Genomic DNA, 24,097 nt, shown 5'->3' on the forward strand with positions numbered 1-24,097 from the left:
CGCCGGTGCGGCACCGAGGACCACAAAAGGGGAGAACCGTGACGCACGTGTCCGAGCGCAGCGGCGCAGGAAGCAGCCCGAACAGCGCTGGCAGCGACCACCAGCCGTGGACGGGCGGTGCCGGCCGTCAGAGGGGCAAACGCTCGGTCTCGTACGCCGACGCCGGGGTCTCCATCGACGCGGGCGACCGCGCGGTGGAGCTGCTGAAGTCCAAGGTTCGCGAGACCCGGCGGCCCGAGGTGCTGGGTGACCTGGGCGGCTTCGCCGGCCTGTTCCGGTTGGACACGAAGAAGTACAAGAACCCCATCCTGGCCTCCTCCACGGACGGTGTCGGCACCAAGCTGGTCATCGCCCAGCAGATGGACATCCACGACACGGTCGGCATCGACCTGGTCGCGATGGTCGTCGACGACCTGGTGGCCTGCGGTGCCGAGCCGCTGTTCCTGCTCGACTACATCGCGACGGGCGAGGTCGTCCCGGACAAGGTGGCCGAGATCGGTGCGGGCATCGCCGACGGCTGCCGGTACGCGGGCTGCGCGCTGCTGGGCGGCGAGACCGCCGAGCACCCGGGCGTGCTGCGCCCGGACGAGTACGACATCTCCGCGACCGGTGTCGGTGTGGTCGAGGAGGCCGACATCCTCAGCCCGGACCGCGTCGAGGTGGGTGACGTCGTCATCGCCATGCGCTCCTCCGGCCTGCACTCCAACGGCTACTCGCTGGTCCGGCACGTGCTGCTGGGCGCCGCCCGGATGCGGCTGGACATCGTGATCGACGACTTCGGCCGGCAGCGGACCCTCGGTGAGGAGCTGTTGACCCCGACCAAGATCTACGCCAAGGACTGCCTGAAGCTGATCGCCGAGGCCGAGGTGCGGGCGCTGTCGCACATCACCGGCGGCGGCATCCCGGGCAACCTCGTGCGGGTGCTCCCCGAGCACGTCGACGCGGTGGTCAACCGGTCCACCTGGAAGCCACAGCCGATCTTCGACCTGATCCAGTCGAAGGGCCGGATCGACGACCAGGACATGGAGTCGACGTTCAACATGGGCGTCGGCATGTTCGCGATCGTCTCGGCCGAGGACGCGGATCGCGCCCTGGCCACGCTGACGGGTCGGGGCGTCGAGGCCTGGCAGGCCGGCGAGATCATCGAGGGCACCGGCAACGTGCAGATGGTGGGTCAGCACACCCGAGGGTGATCACGCTCCGGTGATCGTACGGGTACCTGATCAGGGCTTCACCCGAGTGGCCAGCGCCGCCTAGCCTGAAAGGCTCGGGCTCGGCGGAGGAGGGTGATGGCTGCTGGGGAACTGCCCTTCAGCGGGATGCGCGGTCTTGCCGCGGTCCCGTCGTACGTCGTCATGCAGCCCACCACACTGTGCAATCTCGACTGCGCGTACTGCTACCTGCCGTTCCGGGCCGTCGACCGGCGCATGTCGGTGTCCGTGGCCGAGGCGGTGGCGGCGGCGGTCAACCCGTGGGCGTCGTCGGGTCGCTTCTCGGTGGTGTGGCACGGCGGCGAGCCGCTCGCGACCGGCCGGGAGCACCTTGCGGCGCTGATGGCACCCTTCGGGCCCGAGGTCGAGCACCATGTGCAGACGAATGCCACGCTGATCGACGACGAGTGGTGCGAGTTCTTCGCCCGGCACGAGATGCGGGTGAGCGTGAGCGTGGACGGTCCCCGGGAGCACAACGTCGACCGGGTCAACCGTGGCGGTCAGCCGGCGTACGACCGGATTTTGCGGGGTGTGGCCGCCCTGCGCCGGCACGACCTGCCCTTCTCCGCGCTGGCCGTGGTGTCCCGGCCGACGCCGGGGCTCGCCGCGGAGCTGTACGACTACTTCCTCGAGCTGGGCTGCGATGTGCTGGGCATCAACATCGAGGAGACCGAAGGCGTCAACACCCGCGACAACAGCCACGACCCGGCGGCGGTGACCACGTTCTGGGCCGAGTTGGTGACGGCCTGGAGGCGGGCGCCGCGCATCCACCTTCGCGAGGTCGAGTGGTCACTCCGGTACGCGGGGGCGGTCCTCGACGGCTCGGTGGACGGTGTGCTGCCCCGCCGGCTGGATCCCATCCCGACCATCGGGCACGACGGCTCGGTGACGGTGCTCTCCCCGGAGTTGGCCGGCTTCACCGACCCACGCTACGGCGACTTCAGCAGTGGGAACGTGCTGACCACCCCGCTGGCCCAGATCCTGGCCGGTGCGGTGTCGACGCCGTGGGTCGGCGAGTTCCTGGCGGGGGTGGAGGCGTGTCGTGCGTCGTGCCCCTACTTCGGCTTCTGTGGCGGCGGTCATGCCGCCAACCGTTACTTCGAGCTGGGGCGTTTTGACGGTACGGAGACCGAGCACTGCCGCAACAGCAAGATCCGCCTATTGGAGGGAGTGTTGGAGCATGCCCGAGACCACCAGTCACCGGCGGCCTGAGCGCGAAGCGGACGATGCCACGGACAGAGTCACCGAACGCGTGCGGGAGGCCGCCCCCGGGCTTGTCGCGCTGCTACAGGAGGCCGCGGACGCGCGGCGGCTGCGGGCGGAGGTGCCGGGCGGAGACGGCGTCAGCGCGGTCTGCGCGTGGAACCACTTCGAGAACATCCCGACCTTCTACAACTGGAACAACCGGCCGCGCTAGGGCGGCCGTGATCAGGGGCCTGTCGGCGGTCGGAGTGATTCCCGGCCAGGGCAGGCCCCTGATGATCGGCACCGATCTCGCTCCCGAAGGGCACATGCGTGAGCACGCGGGGGTTACCGCGTGCTCAGCTACGTCGAGAGGTCAGCGGGTCGGGCGGACCCAGGGATCCGGGTCGTCGTCCGCATGATTCTCATCATCGTCGTCGACGAACTCTTTTGAGTCGTCGTCGAAGTGGTGCTCAGACTTACCAGCACCCGCCAGTTCGCGCTGCAAGGCGGTGAGGTCGGTGTTCGGGGAGTGGTACTTCAACTCCCGGGCCACCTTTGTCTGCTTGGCCTTAGCACGGCCGCGCCCCATGGCTCGACCCCCTCGCACAGAATGCGGGGCAGCCCGAAGGCGGGCCCCGATGACGTCAGGCATCTCTCGTGGCTCTTACGGTACATGGGGATGCCATCGTTCGGCACCTCGGGTTACCGCCGGCCGGCTCTGCGCGTCGCGGCGATCCGGCCGTCACCCAGTGTACTCGGTAAGGAGCGGAACGGAGAGCGCCCGTGACACCGGGCAAAACATGCCAAACGTGACCCGGACCTCAGCTTACCGAGTCGGGCCCGCGCGGGAGGCCCGGAGGCGGATCCCGGTCGATCCGCCCCCGGAACGGATCAGCGCAGGTGGATGGCGTGCAGTCGCCCGACGTCGGCCATCCGGCGCTCGGCCAACCGGTCCGCGGCGACCGCCGGCGGCACGCCCTCCGCGTCCGCGAGCCGCAGGATCTCCCGGGTGGTGTCGTAGATCCGGGTGGCCCGCAGCTTCGCCCGGTCGAAGTTGAAGCCCTCGATCTCGTCGGCCACCTGGATGACCCCGCCGGCGTTGACCACGTAGTCCGGCGCGTAGAGGATGCCCCGGTCGGCCAGCAGCTTCTCGATGCCCGGGTGTGCGAGCTGGTTGTTCGCCGCACCGGTCACCACCTTGGCGCGCAGCGCCGGAACGGTGTCGTCGTTCAGCGCGCCGCCCAGCGCGCACGGGGCGTACACGTCGATGTCCGCCGCGACCAGCGCGGTCGCGTCGTCCACCAGGGTGACCTGCGGGTGGGTGGCGCGTGCCCAGGCCAGCGCCTTCGGGTTGACGTCCGTGGCGACCACCTCGGCACCGTCGTCCAGCAGGTGCGCGGTCAGGTACTTACCGACCTTGCCCAGCCCGGCGACACCGACGCGGCGGCCGCTCAGGCTCGGCGTGCCCCAGACGTGTTCGGCGGCGGCCCGCATCCCCTGGAAGACACCCCACGCGGTGAGGATCGACGAGTCGCCGGCGCCGCCGTGCTCCACGCTGCGGCCGGTCACGTACCGGGTCTCGCGGGCGATGACGTCCATGTCGGGCACGTAGGTGCCGACGTCGCAGGCGGTGTAGTAGCGGCCCGCCAGCGACTCCACGAAGCGACCGTACGCGCGCAGCAGCGCCTCGCTCTTGATCTGCTCCGGGTCACCCCAGATGACGGCCTTGCCGCCGCCGAGGTCCAGGCCGGCGAGCGCGTTCTTGTAGGCCATCCCGCGGGACAGGTCGAGCACGTCGGCGAGCGCGTCGTCCTCGCTGGCGTACGGGTAGAAGCGGGTGCCGCCGAGCGCGGGCCCCAGCGCGGTGGAGTAGATCCCGATGATCGCCTTGAGGCCGCTCTGCTTGTCCTGGCAGAAGACGACCTGTTCGTGACCGGTCGATACCGGATCGTCGGTGCTCGCGAATACGCCCATGGCTGGCTCCTACGGTGGTGTGCGTCCTTGTGGGACGCGGACCTGGTGAACCCCGGCGGGGATGCTGCCGGTGTGATCGAGCCTAGTATCGGCCGCCGTGCGGCCGCCCGACGCGCCGCCGCCGTCCCACGGTGCGGCGCGCGCGGTCCGACCGCTGGCCGCACCGGGGTGCGGTTCGTGGGAGGATCGCGCGGTGCCGTCGCTCTTCGCTTCTTACCTGCGCGTGTACGAGCCGCTGACCGCCTTCGACCGGGACCGGCAGAGTTACTGGCGTCGCTACGTCTCGGAGGGGCGGGCGGTCGCCCCGGTCGAGGGACCCGGCCGCCAGCGGACGGCGGTGATCGAGGCGTTGGGCGCGGGCTGGACCCGCCTACCCGACCTGCCCGAGGAGGCGTACGTCCTGGAGGCGGACGACAGCCTGCTGGTCTGCCCCTGGAACCTGCGGATCCGGGTCGCTGAGGCGGCGCTCAACGCCCGGGACGGGGTGCCCTCGGTGCTCGCCGACGCGTTCGTGCCGCCGGTGCTCGCCGGGCAGGCCCGGGCGGTCGTGGACGACTGGCGCAGCGGCGCCCGGGTGCTGGAGCACGGGGTGCCCCGGGTGCACGAGCAGATCGCGACCTGGGGCGTACCCCTGCGGTGGTTCGTGCTCTTCGACCCGACGGAGCGGGACTTCGTCACGCAGCCGGGCCGGCGGACGCTGCGCTACCGGACGGAGATCTCCAAGGCGCGTCGTCGCTCGTCGCGGGCGTTGTCGGTGCTGCGCAAGTCGGTGGGCGAGGCGCCGATCACCGAAGCGGTGGAGGAGGCGGCCCGCTGGCTGGAGGAGTTCCACCCGCGCTCGGTGGTGGAACTGGACTACGGCGGCCTGGTCGACCTGCTCTCCGACGAGACTCTCGCCGCGGACGACTCGCCGGAGCTGGTCGCCGCCGGCCTCGCCGGGCTGTCCCGGGGTGAGGCGGACGAGGCGTCGGCCGCCTACGACAAGCTGGTGGCCCGCTGGCGCGCCGTGCAGTTGCTAGAGCGGTGCAATTAACGCAAATTGCCTCTAGGAGCGCTCCCAAGGCGAGGGTGTCTCGTAGTTGACGCATCACGAACCGTGATCATGAGTCCTAATAAGGTACTTTCTGCCGTGTGAAAGTCGTAAAAATCGGGCATGGTTCATCCGTCCGTCTAGGGACCTTCATCCGTTCGGCCCATGTCGGACATCGGGGACTAGCCGGACCATGGGAGACGCGTCGGCCGGCGGGACCCCGGCCGATGTCTATACATGTGGAGGAGTGACCGATGGCATCGCGAACGCACGAACCAGAGCCGCTGCTCACACCGGCCGAGGTGGCGTCGATGTTCCGTGTCGACCCGAAGACGGTGACCCGGTGGGCGAAGGCGGGCAAGCTCAGCGCCATCCGCACTCTGGGTGGCCACCGTCGATACCGCGAGTCGGAGGTCAGGGCGCTGTTGCAGGGCCAGATCCCGCAGCAGCGGCAGGGCGACTGACCCGATAGAGGTTTCCAGAAAGGGGCGGTGGACTTCGGTCCGCCGCCCCTTTCGCTGTCCGCTCCCCGGCCCGGCCCTGGACGGCGGCGCGTCAGTCGGCAGCGGGTCAGTCGCCGTCGTCGGGCCCGGTCAACGTCACCCGGATGCCGACCGTGCCGCCCTCGCCGCGACGCAGGCGGCTGCCCAGCAGGCTCAGTCGACCGATGAGGCGGTACTTGTGTTTGAGCAGGTCGCGGACCCGACCCGTGTCACGACCGCCGTAGAGGGTCGCGTGGGCGGGCACCTCCGCGCCATGCGGTCGACCCCGTACGTCGCAGGGCGCCACGGTCACCTCGCCGTTGTGGCGGATCCGCTTGACCTTCCCCGAGTCGGCACGGGTCCACACGGCCAGCGCGTCTCCGTCGCGGACCGACCAGACCGGGGTGGGCACCGCACGGCCGTCCTTACGGAAGGTCGTGAGCAGGATGTACTTCTCGGCCGACAGCCGGTCCAGCATGGTCACGCCGCCAGGATAGGCCGCTGCGGGCCACTGAGCGGCCAGATAGCGTGAACGGCGTGACGGGGGAACCGCTAGTCGGTGACGTGGTCGGTGAACTGCTGCGGGACGCGCTCGCCGTGGCGACCGGGGTCGGCCCCCGGCCCATGGTCGGCGGCCGACTGCCCCGGCCGGTCATCGAGATCATCGAACGGGACGACGGTCTGATCAACGGCGCTCCGGCGGCCCACTACCTCGACGGGCCGGCCGACTGGCAGCCGTACGACCAGCGGGCCGTCGACCGGGCCCGGGGCGAGACGCTCGACGTCGGCACGGGGGCGGGCCGGATCGCGCTGCTGCTCCAGGACCGCGGCGTACCCGTCACCGGACTGGACACGTCGGCGGGTGCGCTCGACGTGAGTCGACGTCGTGGCGTACGACGGCTGGTGCACGGGACGGTGGACACGCACGTCGCCGACGGCCGGAGCTACGACACCTTCCTGCTGCTCGGCAACAACCTCGGGTTGTTCGAGGGGCGCGAGCGGGCGCCGGGGTTCCTGGCCGCGCTCGCCGCGTTGGCACGGCCGGGAGCGCAGATCATCGCGCACGGCACCAACCCGTACGGCACCCGCGACCCCGTACACACCGGCTACCACGAGCGCAACCGGCGTCGGGGTCGGCTCGGTGGCCAGCTACGGCTCCGGCTGCGCTACCGGGAGCTGGGCACCGAATGGTTCGACTACCTGGTCTGCTCGCCCGACGAGTTCGCCGAACTGGTGCACGGCAGTCGCTGGCGGCTGACCGATGTGGACGAGCGCGACGCCCCCTACTATCTGGCCACCCTGCGTTTCACCGGCTGAGCGACGGCTCCTGCCTCGCATCGAGCGCAGGAGCCGTCGTACGGCTCAGACCTGGACGGTCGGGGGCAGCGGCTCGGGCGGGAGGCCGCCGTCGCCGTCGACCACCTCGTCGGGGGTGCCGTCCTCGTCGATGTCGACCATGGTGATGTCCACCTTGCCGTCACCGTCGGTGTCGAACTGGAACAGGTCGGCCTTGCCGTCGCCGTCGGTGTCCACCACCCACACGTCGGTCTTGCCGTCGTTGTTGGTGTCGGCGCGCAGCAGCTCGACCCGCTCGTCGCCCCGGGTCTCCACGGTCTCGGAGTCGGAGGTGACGCTCTCCGGTGCCTGGCTCATCTCGATGCGGTCCTTCCCTTTGGTTGACGGGCCGTACGTACCCGATCCCGCGCTCCCCCACGCATGGGCGGGGTCGGCGTGCTGTCTAGGGTCGCACCATGAGCGAGCGCAACGGGCCGAGCACCCGGGCCGGCGCTGCGGGAACCCCGCGCGCTGCCGGGCCGGCGGACAGGGAGGCGTGGTGAACGATCGTTTCGTGGTCGTCGGTGCGGGCACGATGGGGCTCGGCATCGCGTACGTGGCGGCCGGCGCCGGCCACGCCGTCGAGCTGGTCGAGGTGGACGCCGACCGGGGGGCGACCGCGCTGACCCGGCTCGCCGACCTGTGGGAGCGGGCGGTGCAGCGCGGCAAGCTGACCGCCGACGAGGCCGCCGCCAACCGGCAGCGGGTGACCCTGCGCCCGAGCCTCGCCGAGGTCGCTCCCGCTCCGGAGGTGATCGTGGAGGCGGTGCCGGAGCGCCTGGACCTCAAGCGGGCGGTGCTGCGCGACGTCGCCGCCCTGGACCCGGCCCTGCTCGGCAGCAACACGTCCAGCATCGCCATCGGTGAGCTGGCCGCAGGTCTGGACGCGCCCGAGCGCTTCCTCGGCCTGCACTTCTTCAACCCGGTCTGGGCGATGACGCTGCTGGAGATCGTGGTCGGCCCGGCCACCGCCCAGGAGACCACCGCCGCGGCCGTCGCGCTCGCCGGGCGGCTGGGCAAGGACCCCGTCGTCGTACGCGACATGCCCGGCTTCGCCACCTCCCGACTCGGGGTGACCCTCGGGTTGGAGGCGATCCGGATGGTCGCCGACCAGGTGGCCAGCCCGGCCGACATCGACAAGGCGATGGTGCTCGGCTACCGGCACCCGATCGGGCCGCTGGAACTCACCGACCTGGTCGGACTGGACGTGCGCCTCGACATCGCCCGCACCCTCCAGGCCGCGTACGGGGACCGCTTCGCGCCGCCGGAACTGCTGGTGGAGATGGTGGCCGCCGGGCGGCTGGGCAAGAAGTCCGGGCACGGCTTCTACCGCTGGGAAGCGGGTGTCAAGCAATGAGCGGTCTGCGGATCGAGGAACGGCCGGACCGGCTGGTGGTGACGCTCGCCCGGCCGGAGAAGCGCAACGCCATCGACGCCGACCTGATCGCCGAGCTGCACCAGGTCTGCGCCGAGTTGGAGGCACGGCCCCGGCTGCTGCTCCTGACCGGCGGCGCGGAGGGCATCTTCGCCGGTGGCGCCGACATCGGTCAGCTCCGTGAGCGGGGCCGCACGGACGCGCTGGCCGCGATCAACTCGGCGGCCTTCGCCCGGATCAGGGCACTGCCCATGCCGAGCGTGGCCGCCGTCGACGGGCCGGCGCTGGGCGGTGGCGCGGAGCTGGCGTACGCCTGCGATCTTCGGGTGTGCACGGCCCGTGCGGTCTTCGGTCAGCCGGAGGTGCGCCTGGGCATTCTGGCCGGCGCTGGCGCGACCCACCGACTGCCCGCCCTCGTCGGCGAGGGCAGGGCCAAGGAACTGCTGTTCACCGGCCGCCGGGTGGACGCGGCGGAGGCGCTGCGGATCGGGTTGGTGAACCGGGTGGTGGACGAGCCCGGTGAGCTGCTGACGACGGCGCACGGCCTGTTGGACGACATGGCGCAGGCATCGCCGCTGGCGCTGCGGCTCACCAAGTTGGCCGTCGACGCGCCCGCCGCCGCGCACCCGCAGCTCGACCTGGTGAGTCAGGCGGTGCTCTTCGAGGACGAGGAGAAGCACCGCCGCATGACCGAGTTCCTCGAACGCCGCCGGGCCCGCTGACGCGGCTACGGGAACGGCCGCACCGGCAGTGGGGCCGGTGCGGCCGTCGTGGTGCGTGGTGGTCCGCAGGTGGTGCGTCGTGGTTCGCGGGTGGTGCTCAGTGCCGGATCTGCACCCCGGAGTCGGCGAGCGCCCGGATCACCTGAGCCGACTCACCGAACCCGATGACGACGACGGCGTCCGCCCCGAATGCCTTGATCTCCTTCGCGCCGCTGCTGAAGTCGATCGGCGGTGCCGTCGCGTCGGCTGGCGGCTCGTACGTGATCAACTTGAGCCGGTCGTCGGCGATACCGGCCTTGGTCAGCTCGTCGCGGACGCTGCCCTGCAGGCCCTCACCGTAGGAGTCCTTGCGGGCCACGATGGCAATCTTCTGCGACCCGTCACGGAGGATCACGTCGGCCAGCGCCCGGCCCTGGAGGCTGTCCGGCGGGGCGGTGCGGAAGAAGCGGCCCTGATCGTCTATGTCGGTCAGGCTGCTGGCGGTGTTGCACGGGGAGAAGAGGATCTTCCCGGCCTCTATCACGTCCGGCAGCACGGCCCGGGAGATGCCCGAGCTACCCGAGCCGATGATCACGCTGACGCCGTCCGTCACGTGCTTGGCCACCGTGCTCTTGGCCACCGCCAGGTTGGTGCCGTCGTCGCCGTCGAGCCAGGTCACCGGCTTGCCCAGCGCGCCGCCGGCGGCGTTGATCTCCCTTATCGCCAGGGCAGCGCCAGCGGCGATCGGCGGGTAGGCGAAAGCGAGGTCACCGGTCTTTGGCAGCAGGCCGCCCAGGATCAGTGGCTTCTGGTCGGTGTCGCCGCCCGGGCGCTGTTTCTTCGGCTTCGGCGGCGTCTCGGTGCTCGCCGCAGACTCATTGCCGGAACCGACGAACTCGGTCTTCCCGTCGTTGATCCGGTCCCCGTCGAAAGTCAGCGTGGCGTAGCTCGCGGTGGCCGGCTCACCCTTGTCGGTGAAGCCGGCGCGGTTCAGCGAGACACCGCGGTACTCGATGTCCTGCCCGTTGCGGGCCAGTGCGAGGCAACTCGCCGGGTCTTCGCAGCGCTGACCGTTGTTGGTCACTGCGGTGATCTGCTTGGTGATGGCCGCCGGGTCGGTGCTTCCAGCCAGCTGCGAGGCGAGCACGGTGATCACGATCGCGTCGTACGTCTCGCCGGAGTAGATGTAGTCCTTCAGCGCCGGATCGATGGCCCGTAGCCGGTTCTTGAAGTCGTCGGGCAGCGGAACGAGTGGCGTGGTGCCCTTCATTCCGTCGACGAGACTGGCCCGTTCCTTCAACTCCGCAGGAAAGGCGTTGTACATGTTGCCGTCCGTGCCGTAGAGGCGCACCTGTTGGGCGCTGCCCTCGTCGGCCTTGTCATCCCCGCAGGCGCTCGTGGCGAGCAGGATCGTCGCGCAGGCAGCCAGTGTGGTCACCCGCGAGCGGCGTGATACGAGCATGGTCGTCCTTCCTCCGGCGAAGGTCCGCTGCGCACATTAGCGTGCCGAGGCCGAGCGCGGGACCGTGGAGGCGGCGTAATGCGTAGGTCGCTCGCGTTGAACACGCAGAGTGACGGAAGATGGGGGCTTGACCCCCCGTCCTACTGTGCGCCGGGTGACGGACCTACCACAGCAGACGTTCGACGACGCGACCGCCGTGCTCCGCTCGGCGCTGGCCGGCGATGGAGACGCGGTGACAGGTGCGTTCGACGCGGTCGTCGACCGGGCCGGCCTGTCCGGGGCGTACGGGGTCGCCTGGTGCCTGGCCGCGACGATGGTCGGTGACGCCGCGCCGAGCACCGGATGTGCGCTGGACTTCCCGGGCATCGAGCAGGCGGACTACGACACCCGCTGGGTGGCCCGCTTCGTGAGCGCCTACGCCAACCGGGACGTACCCACCGGCGAGGCCCTGTTCGGGGCGGCCGCGGCGGACGGGCAGCTCTCCGACTGCCTGCTCACGCTCGCCGGTTCGACCATCGCCACCCTGCGCAGCCGGGCCGCGTGAACACGGCACCCGCCGTGGGCACCGCGCCCGCGCGGGGCGGTCCTGGCGCGGTCCCGGATCGTCGGACGGGTGTGGTAGCTCTGTGGCATGTCCGAGGCCATGCTCAGCAAGGTGCGCAAGCTGCTCGCCCAGGCCGAGGACCCGGCCTGCACGCCCGCCGAGTCAGCGGCGTTCACCGCCAAGGCGACCGAGTTGATCGCCCGTTACGGCGTCGACAGGGCGCTGCTCGCGGTCCGGGACCCGACCACCGATCCGGTCGGTGACCGCGTCCTCGACATCGTCGCTCCGTACGCCCGGGACAAGGTCGGTCTGCTCGCGGCGGTCGCCGAGCCGCTGCGCTGCCGCTGCGTCCGGCGCAAGCAGGGCAACGGGTTCGTCGCGCATCTGTTCGGCTTCGCCAGCGACCTCGAACGCGTGGACCTGCTCTTCACCTCGCTGCTCGTGCAGGCCGCGCACGGCCTGGCCGCCACAGCGGTGCCCGTGGACGACCACCCGGCCGCCTTCCGCCGGTCCTGGCTCGCCGGCTTCGCGGAGGTGATCGGGGGCCGACTCTGGGCGGCCGAGTCGGCGGCGGCCAGCGAGTCAGGTGCGCCCTCGATGGCGTTGGTGCTGGCCGATCGCTCCGACCGGGTGCAGCGGAGGCTCACCGAGGAGTACCCACGACTGCGTACCGCTCCGGCCCGCCGACTCGGCGGCACCGGCTTCGGTTCCGGCGCCGAGGCGGGCAGCCGCGCCCACCTGGGCGGCCGGAATCTCGACACCGCCCGGGTGGGTCGACAACTGGACCGGTGAGCCTGTGCCGGGAAGGCTCAGGCGGTGTGCTGACCGCGTGACACCGTGGCGAGATAGCGGGTGAGCAACTCGTGCCAGCCCGCCGTGAGCGCCTTGCGGTAGCCCTCGGCCGCCTCGCCGTGCCGGTCGAAATGCCGGTGCTCCAGCTCGACCCGGGTCCGTTCGGGCCCGTCGGCCAGGAACAGCACCTCGACCTCGCTCGCCTTCGCCGGGTCCGGCACCGGCACCCGGTCCGGACCGAGTTGCCAGGCGAAGACCAACCGTCGAGGCGGATCCCAGGTGAGCACCCGTCCCCAGTCGGCGCGGAAGCCGTACGGGCCGATCTCGTAGAGCATGCCGCCGGCCCGCGGCTCCATGCCCAGCTCGGCGAGAGCCTGCGGACCCGACCAGGTGTACTCGGTGACCCACCACTCGGTCAGCTCGTCGGTGAAAACCGCGAACGCCCGCTCGGCGGGACCGGGGACGAGGAGACTGCACCGTAAGGAGAACCGCTCCAGGTCCTGCCGAATGTCGGCCGGATCAGCCATCCCCTGTCCCATAGGCCCGGACCATACCGGCTGAGGCCTCGGTGTGCAGCTTCGTAGGCACCCCGTTCCAGACAGTGGGTTGCCGCGTCGTCACGGACGGGATGCCCCTCCGGAAAGCGGGTAACCGCGCCCGGACGGCCCGGACGACCGGGTCGGCGTACGGGCAGAGCGGGAGAGCATGAGCGAGAACGCGCAGCAGCGGAGGCCGGACCGGCACGTCGATACCGGAGAACCCGACGTCCTCCTCGACATCCCGAACGTCTCGGTCGACTCGATCCGCCTCGTCGTGGACGGGCTGGACGCCGACATCTCGCTGCGCGCCCGGCTGGCCAACCTCCTCCAACTCGACGCCGGCGTACGGGTCCACCTGCACGGCGTCGAGCTCGACATCGACGGGGTGCACGCCGAGGCGCAGCTACGGGTCCGACTGGAGCAGCTGGTGACACTCCTGGGCCGCGCGCTCGACACCATCGACAACAACCCGCAGGTCATCGAATCCCTCGCTCGGGCGGGCAGCGGCGCGCTCGACGACGTGAACCGCAGTAGCGAGCAGTTGGCGGCCAGCGCCGCCGAGATCACCGCTCGCGCGCAGCACGGCGACGTCCGCGACGAACTGGCCCGGCAGGCGGGTGTGGTAGCCGGCGACCAGACACGGGCACGACCGGCCCGCCCGGTGAGTCCGTCGACCGGTCCGCCCATCTCGACCCCCGCTCCGGGTCCGTCCGGCGGACCAGGTGATTCGGGCCAGCATGAGGGCAGAACGGCCGGCGGCGGTGGTCCGGGCGGCGGTGGTCCGGGCGGCGGCCCGCAAGGCGGTGGCCAGCGGGGCAGCGCGCAGCAGGGCGGCGGCCAGCAGGGTGGCGGCGGCCCGCGAGGTGACGGTGGTCAGCAGGGCGGAGGCCAGCAGGGTGGCGGCCAGCAGCGTGCTGGCGGTCCGGAAGGCGGTGGCCAGCGGGGTGGCGAGCGGCAGGCCGCTGGTCAGCAGGGCGGCAGCGGAAGCGGCGAGCAGAGCGGTGGTGGTGTTGCGGGCGGGGCGCAGGCGGCGGCCCAGAGCGCGGCGCAACTCGCCGAGCAGGCGGGAGAGAGCATCCGGCAGGCCGGACGCAGCGTGTGGGAGGCGATCCAGGGCGGGATCGCCCAGCACCGCCAACAGGGCCACCGGGACCAGTGACCGAACGCGGAGATCTTGGACAGTTTCCGTTCGACCCGAACGGAAACTGTCCAAGATCTCGCGCTGAAGCGGAGTGATTGACTCCACTGCGGCGAAGTGGCGGGATCGCAGCGACCGGATGCCGCCACATCGGCTACGTCGATCAACGCGGAGAGGGCGCAAAAGCAAGATCCCCACCGGCGTAATCGCTGGTGGGGACCTCTGTAGCCCGGCGAAAGGCTATGTGGCCAGGGGCGGGGTCGAACCGCCGACCTTCCGATTTTCAGTCGGACGCTCGTACCAACTGAGCTACCTGGCCGTATTGCTCGGCTCATGCTACCCGTCAGCAGATCGAACTGCTTCCAGGATCACGCGCTCCGATACGCAGAACGCCGCGCTATGCGCGGCGTCAGCGCTGCGGTCCTGACGGGACTTGAACCCGCGACCTCCGCCTTGACAGGGCGGCGAGCACTCCAACTGCTCCACAGGACCTAGCTTGTGTTGCTCCGACTTGCGCCGGTCGTGCCCCCAACGGGATTCGAACCCGTGCTACCGCCTTGAAAGGGCGGCGTCCTGGGCCGCTAGACGATGAGGGCGGCCCCGCCATCATTGCACATTCGCAACTTCAAGCGGACTTGCTCCCATCCGGCCCCGCCGGAGGCTTGGAAAGCATACGTGATGCCTGGCCGGTCGACAAAACCGGTATGGCCGGGGTCGTCGTGGACCGGATAACCGCAGTTCAGGGTGCATCTACTTGAGGCGGGTGATGCCGTAGCGGTGCTTCAGGTCGGCGATCAGGTGGGGGCAGGCGGCGAGCGTCGCGGCCCGGTTACCGCCCCCGTCGTGCAGCAGCACGATGGAGCCGGGACGTGCCGCGTTGTGGACCCGCTTGGCGATCGTGGTGGCGGTGGGCTTGTCCCAGTCCTGCGGGTCGACGGCCCAGTGCAGCGGGCGCATGCCGAGCTCCTTGGCGACGTCGAGGACCTCCTGCGTCCACCGACCGCCGGGCTGGCGGTAGAAGGACACCGGGGTGCCCGGCGCGGCCGTCTGGATGGCCTTGTTGGTGCGGGCCAGATCGGCCTTGATGTCGGCGACCGGCCGGCGGGCGAGGTCGAGGTCGTGACGCCAACTGTGGTTGCACAGTTGGTGGCCCTCCCGGACGATCCGCCGGATCAGCTCGGGGTGTCGTTGGGCTTCGAGGCCCACCACGCAGAAGGTGGCCGTGACGTGGGCCGCCTTCAGTTGGTCGAGCACCTTCGGCGTCCACGCCGGGCTGGGCCCGTCGTCGAAGGTCAGCGCCACGGGTCGTACGCCGGTGTTGCGCCGCAGCCCGGCTGGCAGCTTCGTCGGCAGGGGCCGCAGCGGTGGCTTTGTGGGCTTGGCGTGGGTGGGGCTGGGTGACGGGGTGGGCTTCGGAGTGGGTCCGCTGGCCGACTGGACGGGCTGCGGTCGGCCGGTGGCGTGGATGGCGCTGTCTGGCTGAGCGCAACCGGACAAGACCAGCACCACGGCGAGGACGGACGCCAGGGCGGCGCGGGCTTGCATCTGTTCGCTCCCGGAGGGTCGGGGTGGGCGGACCTCTCGACGGTAGTGGACGCCCCCGGGGAGCCGACAGGTCGGTCAGGCCTCCCGCGACTGGTCCAGCGAATCACGGACCGCCACCGCCAGCGAGACCGCCTCGGCCAGGTCGACCGGCCGGACCACCCCGGCGGGCAGGCCGTCGGCTCGCCAGCCCGGGCCGGCGGCGAGGATCAGCAGCGGGCGGCGGGGCGCGGCGAGCAGGGCGTTGAGCTGGGCCGGGTCGGCGGTGGCCCTGGAGTGTGACCAGAGCACCACCGCGGCGGGCCCGGTCCGGTTGACCGCCTCGACGAGGGCTGCCACCGGCATACGGGCACCCAGCATCCGGTAGCTCACCCCGGCCTCGGCGAGCGCGGCGGCAAGTGCTTCCAGGGGGAGGGTGTGCTGCTCCTCGTCCGCGCAGGAGAGCAGTATCCGGGCGGGTCCGGCGGGCGCGTTGGCCCGGCCGGCCGCGGCGAACGCCTCCGACACGCACCGGGAGACCAGGTGTTCCACCTCGATGAGGCCGGAGGTGGCGACATGTCGGTCACCGATGCCGGCCAGCACGGGCCGCAGCAGAGTCTCCCAGGTGGCGACGACTCCACTGGTGACGATGGTGTGCGCGATCGTGTCGTTGATAGCCGCCGCGTCCAGCCGCATGGCGGCGCGGGCCAGGCCCCGGGCCGCCGGGCCGGCGCGTCCCACCGGGATCGCGCCGCCGCCGTCGCGGCTCGACGGTCGGGTTCGACCCCGGGCGACGGAGTCCACGGACGTCCGGTCCGGTGCCTGCCGGGCCCACCGGGCCGCCTCGGCGGGGCTGACGCCCTCGGCGGTCAACCGCCGCATCGTTTCGAGGCGAGCCAGGTCGGCTGGCGTGTACCGACGGTGATGGCCGGGCACGTGCTCGCTGGGCCCGAGCCCGTAGCGCTGGTGCCAGGTACGCAGCGTGGTGACCGCGACCCCCAGCCGGCGCGCGACGGCGCCCGCGCTCAGCGCCTCATCGGCCACCCGACCGCTCCGCCGCGTCGTCCGCCGGCGATCCGGGCGGGGCCATGGTGGAGCCGGGCACGTCCGACGGAGAACCCGAGGGCCGCAGCAGACGGTTCACCACCCCGCCCAGCCAGGGTGCGTACGACCGGGGGTCTCGGTCGAGTTCGGTTTCCAGGGTGGCCGGGTCGGCCCAGCGCACTTCGGCCACCTCGTCCGGGTCGGGCTCGAGCGGCGCGCCGGGCAGGAACTCGCCGCGCAGCACGTGGTCGTACTCGAACTCGACGCGACCGGTGGTCGGGTCCTCGGCGTAGTAGACGTAGACGCCCACCTCGGTCAGCTCGACCGGGCCGGTGCCCAGTTCCTCGTGCAGCCGCCGGTTGGCCGCCTCGGTGAGTGCTTCGCCCGGCCGGGGGTGGCCGCAGCAGGAGTTCGCCCATCGCAGCGGAAAGCGGGTCTTGACCGCGGCCCGTCGTTGCAGCAGCACCTGGCCGTCCGGGTTGACGAGCACCACCGAGAAGGCCCGGTGCAGTTTCCCCGGCGGCTGGTGGGCTTCGGCGACGGTGGTGTCACCGTGGGCCTGCCCGGCGTCGTCGACCAGCTCGACGAGATGGTCCTCGCGGGTGCTCATCGTCCCTCTCCCGTGATCCGGCCGGCGGCCAGCTTGCCGGAGATCAACACCATCGGCACACCCACGCCGGGTTGGGTTCCCGAGCCGACGAAGACGACGTTCGACAGCTGGCGGTGCAGGTTCGACGGGCGGAACGGCCCGGTCTGGAAGAGCGTGTGCGCGGCGGCGAACGGCGTCCCGGCGGCCATGCCCTGCTCGGCCCACTCGGCGGGGGTGATCGCCTGCAACACCTCCACGCCGGCGCCGAAGCCGACGTACCCGCGCTCCTCCAGGGTGCCGATGAGCTGGTCGCCGTAGCGCTGGGTCAGGTCGCCGCGCCACTCGAAGGGCGCTCGGGCGAGGTTCGGCACGGGCGCGAGCACGTAGTAGGTGTGCCGGTCCGGCGGCGCCACCGACGGGTCGGTGCGGCTGGGGTTGGTGACCAGCAGCGACGGATCGGTCATCAACTCGCCCCTGCGGATGACCTCATCGAAGGTGCCCTTCCACGCGCGTCCGAAGTGGATGTTGTGGTGGGCGATCTTCGCATAGCCCTGCCGCGAGCCGACGTGCAGGACGACGCAGGACGGCGAGTAGGTGAGGCGTCGTGCGGGCGCGGCGGGGAGCAGGTCCCGGTAGGCGACCGGCAGGTCCGGGTTGAGCACCACCACGTCCGCGGGCACCAGTTCGCCGTCGGCGGTGAGCACGCCGGTGGCCCGGCCGTTAGCGGTCTCCACCCGGGTCACCGTGGTGTCGTACCGGATCTGCACGCCGTGCTTCTCGGCCGCGCCGGCCATCGCCCGGGAGACCGCGTGGATGCCGCCGCGGGGGAAGTAGACCCCGGCCACCGAGTCGAGGTACGCGATGACCGCGTAGATGGCCAGCGCGTCGTGCGGCGCGAGGCCGGCGTACATCGCCTGGAAGGAGAAGATCCGCTGGGTACGAGGGTCCCGGAAGAACTGGTTGATCTTGGTCTGGAGGCGGCGGAAGGCCCCGCCGGTGAGCAGCTTGAGCAGGTTGCCGGTGAGCAGGTCGGTCGGCGCGTCCAGGTTGCGCTCGATGAAGTCGGCCCGCTCCAGCCTCCACAGCTCCCGCGCGTAGTCGACGAAGCGCAGGTAGCCGTCGGCCTCGCGGGGACCGCAGACCCGGGAGATCTCGGCCGCCATCCGGGTGGTGTCGGTCAGTACGTCGAGGGTCGACCCGTCCGGGTAGTACGCCCGGTAGGCCGGGTCCAGCGGAGTGAGGTCGAGCCAGTCGTGCAGCTCCTCGCCGACCGCTCCGAGCGCCTCGGCGATGAGGTCGGGCATGGTGAGCACGGTCGGGCCGGTGTCGAACTCGTAGCCGCCGACCGCGAGCCGTCCGGCGCGCCCACCGGGGACCGGCTCGCGTTCCAGCACCGTCACCTGCCGGCCGCTGCCGGCGAGGTGCAGCGCGCAGGCGAGCCCGCCCAGCCCGGCGCCCACGACAACGACCCGGTCCGTCCGTCCGGTCACCGTGCGCACGTGACCACCTCCTCGAGATTTTCGGTCATCAGGCCCGCCGGCTCGTGGCAGCGGTGGCCAGTCCGGTCAGCGCGGTACGCGCCGTGTGGTCCACGGGCGCGCTGTCGAGCGCGGCCAGGGCGTCGCCCACCCGCTGGGCGATCATCCGCTCCACCCGGGCCACCGCACCGGTCTCGGCGACCAGGTCGGCGAGCCGTTCGGCCGGCTCGCCGTCCGTCTGCTCCAAGGCGCGGAGCTGGCCGGGCGTGGCCAGCTGCCGGGCGAGCATGAGCAGCGTGGTCGGCTTGCCGGTGCGGAGGTCGTCGCCGGCCGGCTTGCCGGTCGCCGCGGGGTCGCCGTAGACGCCGAGCAGGTCGTCGCGGAGCTGGAACGCCTCGCCGACGGCCAGGCCGTAGCGGGTGTACGCGGTGACCAGCGCGACGTCGGCCGTGACCCCGGCCAGGCAGGCGCCGAAGAGCAGCGGGCGCTGCACGGTGTAGCTGGCGGTCTTGTAGCGGGCCACGCGCAGTGCCCGGTCGACCGACCAGCTGTCGGGGTCGTTCTCGCCGAGTACGTCGAGGTACTGACCGGCGACCGTCTCGACCCGCATCTGGTCGTAGCAGCGACGGACCTCGAACAGCCGGGCCGGGGTGATGGTGGCGCGGGCGAGCAGCTTGTCGGCCCAGACCATGCAGAGGTCGCCGATCAGGACGGCGGCTGCCTCGCCGAACCGGTCGGGGTCGCCCCGGTGGCCGGCGGCGACGTGCTGGGCGGCGAGCGCGACGTGTGCGGTGGGCCGGCCACGACGGGTGGTGGAGGCGTCCATCACGTCGTCGTGGACCAGCGCGAAGGTGTGCAGCAGTTCGAGGGCGGCCAGCGCGGGCAGTACCGGTGGGAGCGGCTCGTTGCCGTCGACCGCGCCGCGCCAGCCCCAGTAGGCGAACGTGGACCGGATCCGCTTGCCGCCGGAGAGCGCTGCCGCGCGTGCGGCGGACGCGAATCCGCCCATGGCTGCGTCGATCTCGCTGAGCGCGTCGACCTCGGCGGTGAGGAATGTGGAGAGGGTCTCGTCGACCGCCGTGACCAGGTCTTGGGTGTACGCGGCCAGGACGGCGCGGACCGGATCGTCCCGCTCGCCCGGGCCCGCCGGTGCCACACGTACCGCGTTGCCCGCAACTGCGTCGTTGGCCATGTGGGCGAGCGTACCCTAGGGTACGAGTTGCGTCGATTGGTGCGTCGATATTTGAGGAGGGCCGGTGGAAACCGATCTCACCGCTGCCTATGACCGGTGCCGTGAGCTGCACAAACGCCATGGCCGCACTTACTATCTCGCCACCCGGCTGCTTCCCGCGTGGAAACGACGACATGTGCACGCTCTCTACGGATTCACGCGCTACGCCGACGAGATCGTCGACAGCACCGAGGACCTGCCGCCGGCCGAGCGGGCCGCCCTGCTCGACGACTGGGCCAGCAGGTTCGTCGCCGGCCTGCACGGCGCGCCGGTCGAGGACGAGTTGCTGCCGGCCGTGCTGCACACGATCGCCATCTTCGATCTCGACCGGGACGACTTCGCGTCGTTTCTCAAGAGCATGGCGATGGACCTGACGGTCACCTCGTACCCGACGTACGACCACCTGCTCGACTACATGGAGGGCTCGGCGGCGGTCATCGGGACGATGATGCTGCCGATCCTGGGCAGCACCGACCCGGCCGCGGCCCGTGAACCGGCCCGGCAGCTCGGCTTCGCCTTCCAGCTCACCAACTTCATCCGGGACGTCGCCGAGGACCTCGACCGGGGCCGCACCTACCTCCCCGACGAGGACCTGGCGAAGTTCGGCGTCACCCGCGAGGAGCTGCTCGAGGCCCGCGACCGGGGGCGCGGCACGCCCCGCACGCGCGAGCTGATCGAGTACGAGGTGACCCGCGCCCAGGCGCACTACGCCGCCGCCGCGCCGGGCATCACCATGCTCGCTCCCGCCTCGCAGGCGTGCATGCGCACCGCGTACGCGCTCTACGGCGGCATCCTCGACGAGGTGGCCGCCCAGGACTACGACGTCTTCGCCCGTCGAGCCCTGGTACCGCAGCGGCGACGGATGGCGGTTGCCGCCCGCGCTCTGCTGACGTCGACGGGTACCCCGGTCACCATCCCGGGCCCGACGGTCCAGCCGGCGGCCCGGTGACCGGGGGCACCGCGGTCGTGCTTCTCACCCGCGACCTGCGGGTGCACGACCACCCGGCGCTGGCCACCACCTGCGCGGCCTTCGACCGGGTGGTGCCGCTGTACGTGCTCGATCCGACCCTGGCCGGGTTGTCGGCCAATCGCACCCGGTTCCTGCACCAGGCCCTCGCCGACCTACGTGACGCGCTGCGCGAGCGCGGCGGCGACCTGGTGGTGCGGCGCGGCGACCCGGTGGCGGAGACGATCCGGCTGGCCGGCAAGGTCGGTGCCACCGCCGTGGCGCTCTCCGCCGACGTCAGCCACTACGCCCACCGGCGGGAGAGTCGGTTGCGTGCCGAGTGCGAGCGGCACCGGCTGCACCTGCGGCTCTTTCCGGGGCTGACGGTCGTCGAGCCGGGCGCCCTGCGGCCCGGCGGTGGAGGTGACCACTACCGGGTGTTCAGCCCGTACCACCGCGCGTGGGCCGCCGCGCAGTGGCGCGAGGAGTTGGCCGCGCCCCGCCGGGTCGCGCTGCCCGACGGGGTGAGCGTGGGTCGGTTGCCGGCCCCGCCGGCGGGGGAGTCACCGGACGCGGCCGTCGGCGGCGAACGTGTCGCCCGGCAGCGGCTCACCGACTGGCTGCCCGAGCTTGGCCGGTACGACGACCAGCACGACGACATGGCCGGCGACGACACCTCCCGACTCAGCCCGTACCTGCGCTTCGGCTGCGTGTCGCCGCTGTCGGTCGCCAACCGCGCCGGTGACCGGTCCGGGCCGTTCGTGCGGCAGATCTGCTGGCGCGACTTCTACTACCAGGTCACCGCAGCCTTCCCGCAGATCTCCACGGCCGCCTACCGCACGGGCGCCACCGAAGAGTGGCGCTACGACGACGACGCCCTCGCCGCCTGGGCCGAGGGCCGCACGGGCATGCCGATCGTGGACGCCGGGATGCGGCAGATGCGGGCACAGGGTTGGCAGCACAACCGGGCTCGGCTGATCACCGCCGGCTACCTGACCAAACACCTGAGGCAGGACTGGCGGCCCGGCGTGCAGGTCTTCTTCCGCTGGCTCCTCGACGGGGACGTGGCCAACAACTCGGGCAACTGGCAGTGGGTCGCCGGCACCGGCAACGACACCAAGCCGTACCGGGGGTTCAACCCGGTCCGGCAGGCCGAGCGGTACGACCCGGCCGGTGACTACGTACGACGGTGGGTGCCGGAGCTGGCGCAGGTGTCGGGCAAGGCCATCCACCAGCCGTGGAAGCTGCCCGACGATCTTCGCCGCACGCTGGACTATCCGCCGCCGCTCACCGTGCCCGGCACCGATCCGGTCTGGTTGCGCTGATCAGAGGCAGGAGTGCAGTGCCTCGGCCAGCTCGTCGACCCGGTCGTGCTCGGCGAGCTGTGCGGTGACGTACGCCAACGTGTAGTCGCGCGCCGGGTCGGCCCACGCGCTGCTGCCGCCGAGCCCGCCCATGCCCCAACTGAGGTCGGGCTCCCACTGCATGCCCAGCGTCCACCGGACCCGGCGGTCGAGCAGCATGTCCGGGCCGTCGTACTGGACCCGGGTCGCCTCGTCGAGAAGGCCGGGGCTGAACAGCCGTACGCCGTCCAGGACGCCGCCGGCCAGCAGACCCGCGTAGAGCCGGCCCAGGCCGACGGACGTGGCGTGCAGGTTGACCGCCGGCATCTGGGCGCCCCGCCACAGGGGGCTGTTCAGCACGGCGAGGTCCAGCCCGCCGGCCGGGTTGCCCAGCGCCCTCGCGCGTAGCGATTCCGGCTCGCCGAGCTTGCGGATCGGCCACTGCGGGTCGCCGTAGCGCAGGTCCGCGCAGCGCCGCTGGTCCGCCTCGGCCAGCCCGAACCCGAGGTCGAGCTGCCACGGGCCGGCGATCTCGTCGGCCAGGAAGCGGCCCACGCTCCGGCCGTCCACCCGGCGGACCAGCTCGCCCACCAGGTGGCCGTACGTCCAGGCGTGCTCGGCGGCCAGCGTTCCCGGCGGCCATTCGGGGTCGGCGGCGGCCAGGTCGCCGACGAGCAGCACCCAGTCCGCGATCGCGGTGGCCGGCCGGGGCACGGGGAAGGCCGGCAGCCCGGCGGTGTGCGACAGGACCTGTCGCACGGTGGCCGGGGTGCGGAACTCCGGCCAGTACTCCGCGACGGACGAGTCCAGGTCGACGCGCCCCCGGTCGACGAGCAGCAGCAGGCACAGCGCGGCCACCGGCTTGCCGACCGAGTAGACGTTGACCAGGGTGTCCGGTCGCCACGGCTGACCGGACGGGCCGTCGCCGCTGCGGAATCCGCCGACCAGGTCGAGCACCTGCTGGCCGTCGTACCAGATTGTGAGGCTGGCACCGGTCTCCCGGCCGGAGGCAAGCAGGTCGTGGAAGCAGTCCCGGACGGGCGCGAAGCGTGCGTGCATCCGCTCACCGTAGGTGCTGCGGCGCCGTGACCCCGCCGACTTTTCCGGGCCCCCGTGGTCGGGGCGGGACCGCTGGGGGATGCTGTCGGGGTGGCAGAGCCGGAGCTGGTGGATGTTGTCGTGGTGGGGCTCGGGGTCGGTGGCGAGGAGGTGGCCGAACGGCTCGCCGAGGCCGGCCTGAGCGTCGTCGGCGTCGAACGGGACCTCGTCGGCGGCGAGTGCCCGTACTGGGGCTGCATCCCGAGCAAGATGATGATCAGGGCCGCGAACGCGCTGGCCGAGGCGCGCCGGGTCGACGGACTCGCGGGCACCGCGCAGGTGCGGCCGGACTGGGCGCCGGTGGCGAAGCGCATCCGCGAGGAAGCCACCGACAGTTGGGACGACGAGGTCGCGGTCGACCGCTTCACCGGCAAGGGCGGCCGGTTCGTCCGCGGCAGTGGCCGGCTCGACGGTCCGGGGCGTGTCCGAGTCGGTGACCAGGTGTTCCAGGCCCGGCACGGCGTCGTCCTGGGCACCGGCACCCGGCCGTCGGTGCCGCCGATCGACGGTTTGGCCGACACGCCGTACTGGACCAACCACCAGGCGATCGAGGTCGAGGAGCTGCCGGAGTCGCTGCTGGTGCTCGGCGGTGGCGCGATCGGACTGGAACTGGCCCAGGTCTTCGCGCGCTTCGGCGTCCGCGTCACGGTGGTGGAGGCGTTGGACCGGGTGCTGGCCGTGGAGGAGCCGGAGGCGTCCGAGGTGGCCGCCACGGCGCTCCGCGCCGACGGCGTCGAGATCCACACCGGTGTACGCGCCGAGCGGGTCGAGCACGACGGCGACCGTTTCACGCTGCACGGCGGCGGTGGGTCCGAGTTCGCCGCCGAGCGACTGCTCGTGGTGACCGGCCGTCGGGCGCACCTGGAGGAGTTGGGGCTGGACACCGTCGGTGTGGACGCCACCCAGCGTTACCTGCCGGTCGACGACCGGATGCACGTCACCAGCGGCATCTGGGCAGTGGGCGACCTGACCGGCGAGGGAGCGTTCACCCACATCGCCATGTACCAGGCGGCCATCGTGGTCTCCGACGTGCTCGCCCACTACCGGCAGGCGACGGCCGGGCCGGACGCCAGCGGGAC

Annotated in this window: 25 protein-coding genes, 3 tRNA genes and 1 pseudogene; 14 read left to right on the plus strand and 15 right to left on the minus strand. The window is 71.7% G+C overall.

What is annotated here, in order from left to right; translation table 11 throughout:
• Nucleotides 1–38 precede the first annotated feature (38 nt).
• The 3 genes from purM (at nucleotide 39) to amcA (ending at nucleotide 2,628) form a co-directional block, all read left to right on the plus strand.
• Complete coding sequence (gene purM / locus ACGFH9_RS03855; protein ID WP_393214850.1) at nucleotides 39–1,193, plus strand: phosphoribosylformylglycinamidine cyclo-ligase; 1,155 nt, start codon at nucleotides 39–41, stop codon at nucleotides 1,191–1,193.
• 126 nt (nucleotides 1,194–1,319) lie between these two features.
• Nucleotides 1,320–2,423, plus strand: a complete 1,104-nt coding sequence (gene amcB, locus ACGFH9_RS03860; protein WP_393215257.1) for a cyclophane-forming radical SAM peptide maturase AmcB — start codon at nucleotides 1,320–1,322, stop codon at nucleotides 2,421–2,423.
• Nucleotides 2,392–2,628: a multiple cyclophane-containing RiPP AmcA gene (gene amcA, locus ACGFH9_RS03865; RefSeq protein WP_355617941.1), complete on the plus strand. Its 237-nt coding sequence runs from the start codon at nucleotides 2,392–2,394 to the stop codon at nucleotides 2,626–2,628. Before amcB ends, amcA begins: the two co-directional genes overlap by 32 nt.
• Nucleotides 2,629–2,769: 141 nt before the next feature.
• Here amcA and ACGFH9_RS03870 read toward each other — a convergent pair whose 3' ends face one another.
• Nucleotides 2,770–2,985: a DUF3073 domain-containing protein gene (locus ACGFH9_RS03870; RefSeq protein WP_007454329.1), complete on the minus strand. Its 216-nt coding sequence runs from the start codon at nucleotides 2,983–2,985 to the stop codon at nucleotides 2,770–2,772.
• A gap of 302 nt (nucleotides 2,986–3,287) precedes the next feature.
• A complete protein-coding gene (locus ACGFH9_RS03875; protein WP_393214855.1) occupies nucleotides 3,288–4,370 on the minus strand; it encodes a Glu/Leu/Phe/Val dehydrogenase in 1,083 nt (360 codons plus the stop codon).
• Nucleotides 4,371–4,563: 193 nt separating this feature from the next.
• Between ACGFH9_RS03875 and ACGFH9_RS03880 the strand changes: the two genes are divergently transcribed.
• Together ACGFH9_RS03880 and ACGFH9_RS03885 are read left to right on the plus strand one after the other, a co-directional pair.
• Nucleotides 4,564–5,403 (plus strand): hypothetical protein, encoded by an 840-nt coding sequence (locus tag ACGFH9_RS03880; RefSeq protein WP_393214858.1) that lies wholly within the window; start codon nucleotides 4,564–4,566, stop codon nucleotides 5,401–5,403.
• A gap of 251 nt (nucleotides 5,404–5,654) precedes the next feature.
• Nucleotides 5,655–5,864 (plus strand): BldC family transcriptional regulator, encoded by a 210-nt coding sequence (locus tag ACGFH9_RS03885; RefSeq protein WP_007073996.1) that lies wholly within the window; start codon nucleotides 5,655–5,657, stop codon nucleotides 5,862–5,864.
• 106 nt (nucleotides 5,865–5,970) lie between these two features.
• On the opposite strand, the gene ACGFH9_RS03890 is transcribed toward ACGFH9_RS03885, so the two are convergent.
• On the minus strand, nucleotides 5,971–6,366 hold the full coding sequence (locus ACGFH9_RS03890; protein WP_393214861.1) for a PPOX class F420-dependent oxidoreductase: 396 nt from the start codon (nucleotides 6,364–6,366) through the stop codon (nucleotides 5,971–5,973).
• Between the two features lie 53 nt (nucleotides 6,367–6,419).
• Between ACGFH9_RS03890 and ACGFH9_RS03895 the strand changes: the two genes are divergently transcribed.
• The gene (locus tag ACGFH9_RS03895) at nucleotides 6,420–7,199 is read left to right on the plus strand and encodes a class I SAM-dependent methyltransferase (RefSeq protein WP_393214864.1); all 780 of its coding nucleotides are present in this window, start codon (nucleotides 6,420–6,422) and stop codon (nucleotides 7,197–7,199) included.
• 45 nt (nucleotides 7,200–7,244) lie between these two features.
• On the opposite strand, the gene ACGFH9_RS03900 is transcribed toward ACGFH9_RS03895, so the two are convergent.
• Nucleotides 7,245–7,535, minus strand: coding sequence for a hypothetical protein (locus tag ACGFH9_RS03900; protein WP_393214867.1), 291 nt, complete (start codon nucleotides 7,533–7,535; stop codon nucleotides 7,245–7,247).
• Between the two features lie 181 nt (nucleotides 7,536–7,716).
• Between ACGFH9_RS03900 and ACGFH9_RS03905 the strand changes: the two genes are divergently transcribed.
• Both ACGFH9_RS03905 and ACGFH9_RS03910 read left to right on the plus strand, forming a co-directional pair.
• Nucleotides 7,717–8,574, plus strand: coding sequence for a 3-hydroxyacyl-CoA dehydrogenase family protein (locus ACGFH9_RS03905; protein WP_393214870.1), 858 nt, complete (start codon nucleotides 7,717–7,719; stop codon nucleotides 8,572–8,574).
• The gene (locus ACGFH9_RS03910) at nucleotides 8,571–9,314 is read left to right on the plus strand and encodes an enoyl-CoA hydratase/isomerase family protein (protein ID WP_393214873.1); all 744 of its coding nucleotides are present in this window, start codon (nucleotides 8,571–8,573) and stop codon (nucleotides 9,312–9,314) included. Before ACGFH9_RS03905 ends, ACGFH9_RS03910 begins: the two co-directional genes overlap by 4 nt.
• 97 nt (nucleotides 9,315–9,411) lie before the next feature.
• Here ACGFH9_RS03910 and ACGFH9_RS03915 read toward each other — a convergent pair whose 3' ends face one another.
• Complete coding sequence (locus ACGFH9_RS03915; protein WP_393214876.1) at nucleotides 9,412–10,755, minus strand: ABC transporter substrate-binding protein; 1,344 nt, start codon at nucleotides 10,753–10,755, stop codon at nucleotides 9,412–9,414.
• Nucleotides 10,756–10,909: 154 nt separating this feature from the next.
• On the opposite strand from ACGFH9_RS03915, the gene ACGFH9_RS03920 reads away from it, so the two are divergent.
• Together ACGFH9_RS03920 and ACGFH9_RS03925 are read left to right on the plus strand one after the other, a co-directional pair.
• Nucleotides 10,910–11,299 (plus strand): hypothetical protein, encoded by a 390-nt coding sequence (locus ACGFH9_RS03920; protein ID WP_355617950.1) that lies wholly within the window; start codon nucleotides 10,910–10,912, stop codon nucleotides 11,297–11,299.
• An 87-nt stretch (nucleotides 11,300–11,386) separates the two neighbouring features.
• Nucleotides 11,387–12,091: a DUF2786 domain-containing protein gene (locus tag ACGFH9_RS03925; RefSeq protein ID WP_393214879.1), complete on the plus strand. Its 705-nt coding sequence runs from the start codon at nucleotides 11,387–11,389 to the stop codon at nucleotides 12,089–12,091.
• Between the two features lie 17 nt (nucleotides 12,092–12,108).
• Here the strand turns inward: ACGFH9_RS03925 and ACGFH9_RS03930 are convergent, their stop codons facing one another.
• Nucleotides 12,109–12,630 carry an SRPBCC family protein gene (locus tag ACGFH9_RS03930; protein WP_393214882.1) on the minus strand — a complete coding sequence of 174 codons (522 nt, stop codon included), beginning with the start codon at nucleotides 12,628–12,630 and terminating at the stop codon, nucleotides 12,109–12,111.
• Between the two features lie 166 nt (nucleotides 12,631–12,796).
• Between ACGFH9_RS03930 and ACGFH9_RS03935 the strand changes: the two genes are divergently transcribed.
• Complete coding sequence (locus ACGFH9_RS03935) at nucleotides 12,797–13,789, plus strand: hypothetical protein (protein ID WP_393214885.1); 993 nt, start codon at nucleotides 12,797–12,799, stop codon at nucleotides 13,787–13,789.
• A 224-nt stretch (nucleotides 13,790–14,013) separates the two neighbouring features.
• On the opposite strand, the gene ACGFH9_RS03940 is transcribed toward ACGFH9_RS03935, so the two are convergent.
• The 8 genes from ACGFH9_RS03940 to ACGFH9_RS03975 all read right to left on the minus strand — a co-directional run bounded on the left by ACGFH9_RS03940 (nucleotide 14,014) and on the right by ACGFH9_RS03975 (nucleotide 19,592).
• A tRNA-Phe gene (locus tag ACGFH9_RS03940) sits at nucleotides 14,014–14,087 on the minus strand.
• A gap of 99 nt (nucleotides 14,088–14,186) precedes the next feature.
• Nucleotides 14,187–14,260 (minus strand) — tRNA-Asp (locus ACGFH9_RS03945).
• 31 nt (nucleotides 14,261–14,291) lie between these two features.
• Nucleotides 14,292–14,364, minus strand: a tRNA-Glu gene (locus ACGFH9_RS03950).
• 154 nt (nucleotides 14,365–14,518) lie between these two features.
• Nucleotides 14,519–15,313 carry a polysaccharide deacetylase family protein gene (locus ACGFH9_RS03955; RefSeq protein WP_393214888.1) on the minus strand — a complete coding sequence of 265 codons (795 nt, stop codon included), beginning with the start codon at nucleotides 15,311–15,313 and terminating at the stop codon, nucleotides 14,519–14,521.
• Nucleotides 15,314–15,388: 75 nt separating this feature from the next.
• Nucleotides 15,389–16,333 carry a MerR family transcriptional regulator gene (locus ACGFH9_RS03960; protein WP_393214891.1) on the minus strand — a complete coding sequence of 315 codons (945 nt, stop codon included), beginning with the start codon at nucleotides 16,331–16,333 and terminating at the stop codon, nucleotides 15,389–15,391.
• A complete protein-coding gene (idi, locus tag ACGFH9_RS03965) occupies nucleotides 16,323–16,943 on the minus strand; it encodes an isopentenyl-diphosphate Delta-isomerase (protein WP_393214894.1) in 621 nt (206 codons plus the stop codon). Before idi ends, ACGFH9_RS03960 begins: the two co-directional genes overlap by 11 nt.
• Nucleotides 16,940–18,421, minus strand: a complete 1,482-nt coding sequence (gene crtI, locus ACGFH9_RS03970; protein ID WP_393214897.1) for a phytoene desaturase family protein — start codon at nucleotides 18,419–18,421, stop codon at nucleotides 16,940–16,942. The genes idi and crtI overlap by 4 nt, the downstream gene beginning before the upstream one ends.
• 28 nt (nucleotides 18,422–18,449) lie before the next feature.
• Nucleotides 18,450–19,592 (minus strand): polyprenyl synthetase family protein, encoded by a 1,143-nt coding sequence (locus ACGFH9_RS03975; RefSeq protein WP_393214900.1) that lies wholly within the window; start codon nucleotides 19,590–19,592, stop codon nucleotides 18,450–18,452.
• Between the two features lie 64 nt (nucleotides 19,593–19,656).
• Between ACGFH9_RS03975 and ACGFH9_RS03980 the strand changes: the two genes are divergently transcribed.
• Nucleotides 19,657–20,580: a phytoene/squalene synthase family protein gene (locus ACGFH9_RS03980; RefSeq protein WP_393214903.1), complete on the plus strand. Its 924-nt coding sequence runs from the start codon at nucleotides 19,657–19,659 to the stop codon at nucleotides 20,578–20,580.
• Entirely contained in the window at nucleotides 20,577–21,902 is a 1,326-nt protein-coding gene (locus ACGFH9_RS03985) for a cryptochrome/photolyase family protein (protein WP_393214906.1), read from the plus strand. Before ACGFH9_RS03980 ends, ACGFH9_RS03985 begins: the two co-directional genes overlap by 4 nt.
• Here the strand turns inward: ACGFH9_RS03985 and ACGFH9_RS03990 are convergent, their stop codons facing one another.
• Nucleotides 21,903–22,979 carry a serine hydrolase domain-containing protein gene (locus ACGFH9_RS03990; RefSeq protein WP_393214909.1) on the minus strand — a complete coding sequence of 359 codons (1,077 nt, stop codon included), beginning with the start codon at nucleotides 22,977–22,979 and terminating at the stop codon, nucleotides 21,903–21,905.
• Nucleotides 22,980–23,069: 90 nt separating this feature from the next.
• Between ACGFH9_RS03990 and ACGFH9_RS03995 the strand changes: the two are divergent.
• Nucleotides 23,070–24,054 (plus strand): annotated as a pseudogene (locus ACGFH9_RS03995) (dihydrolipoyl dehydrogenase family protein); the annotation flags it as partial.
• Nucleotides 24,055–24,097 lie beyond the last annotated feature (43 nt).

Source organism: Micromonospora sp. NPDC049102 (assembly GCF_043197485.1).
Classification (GTDB): Bacteria; Actinomycetota; Actinomycetes; order Mycobacteriales; family Micromonosporaceae; genus Micromonospora.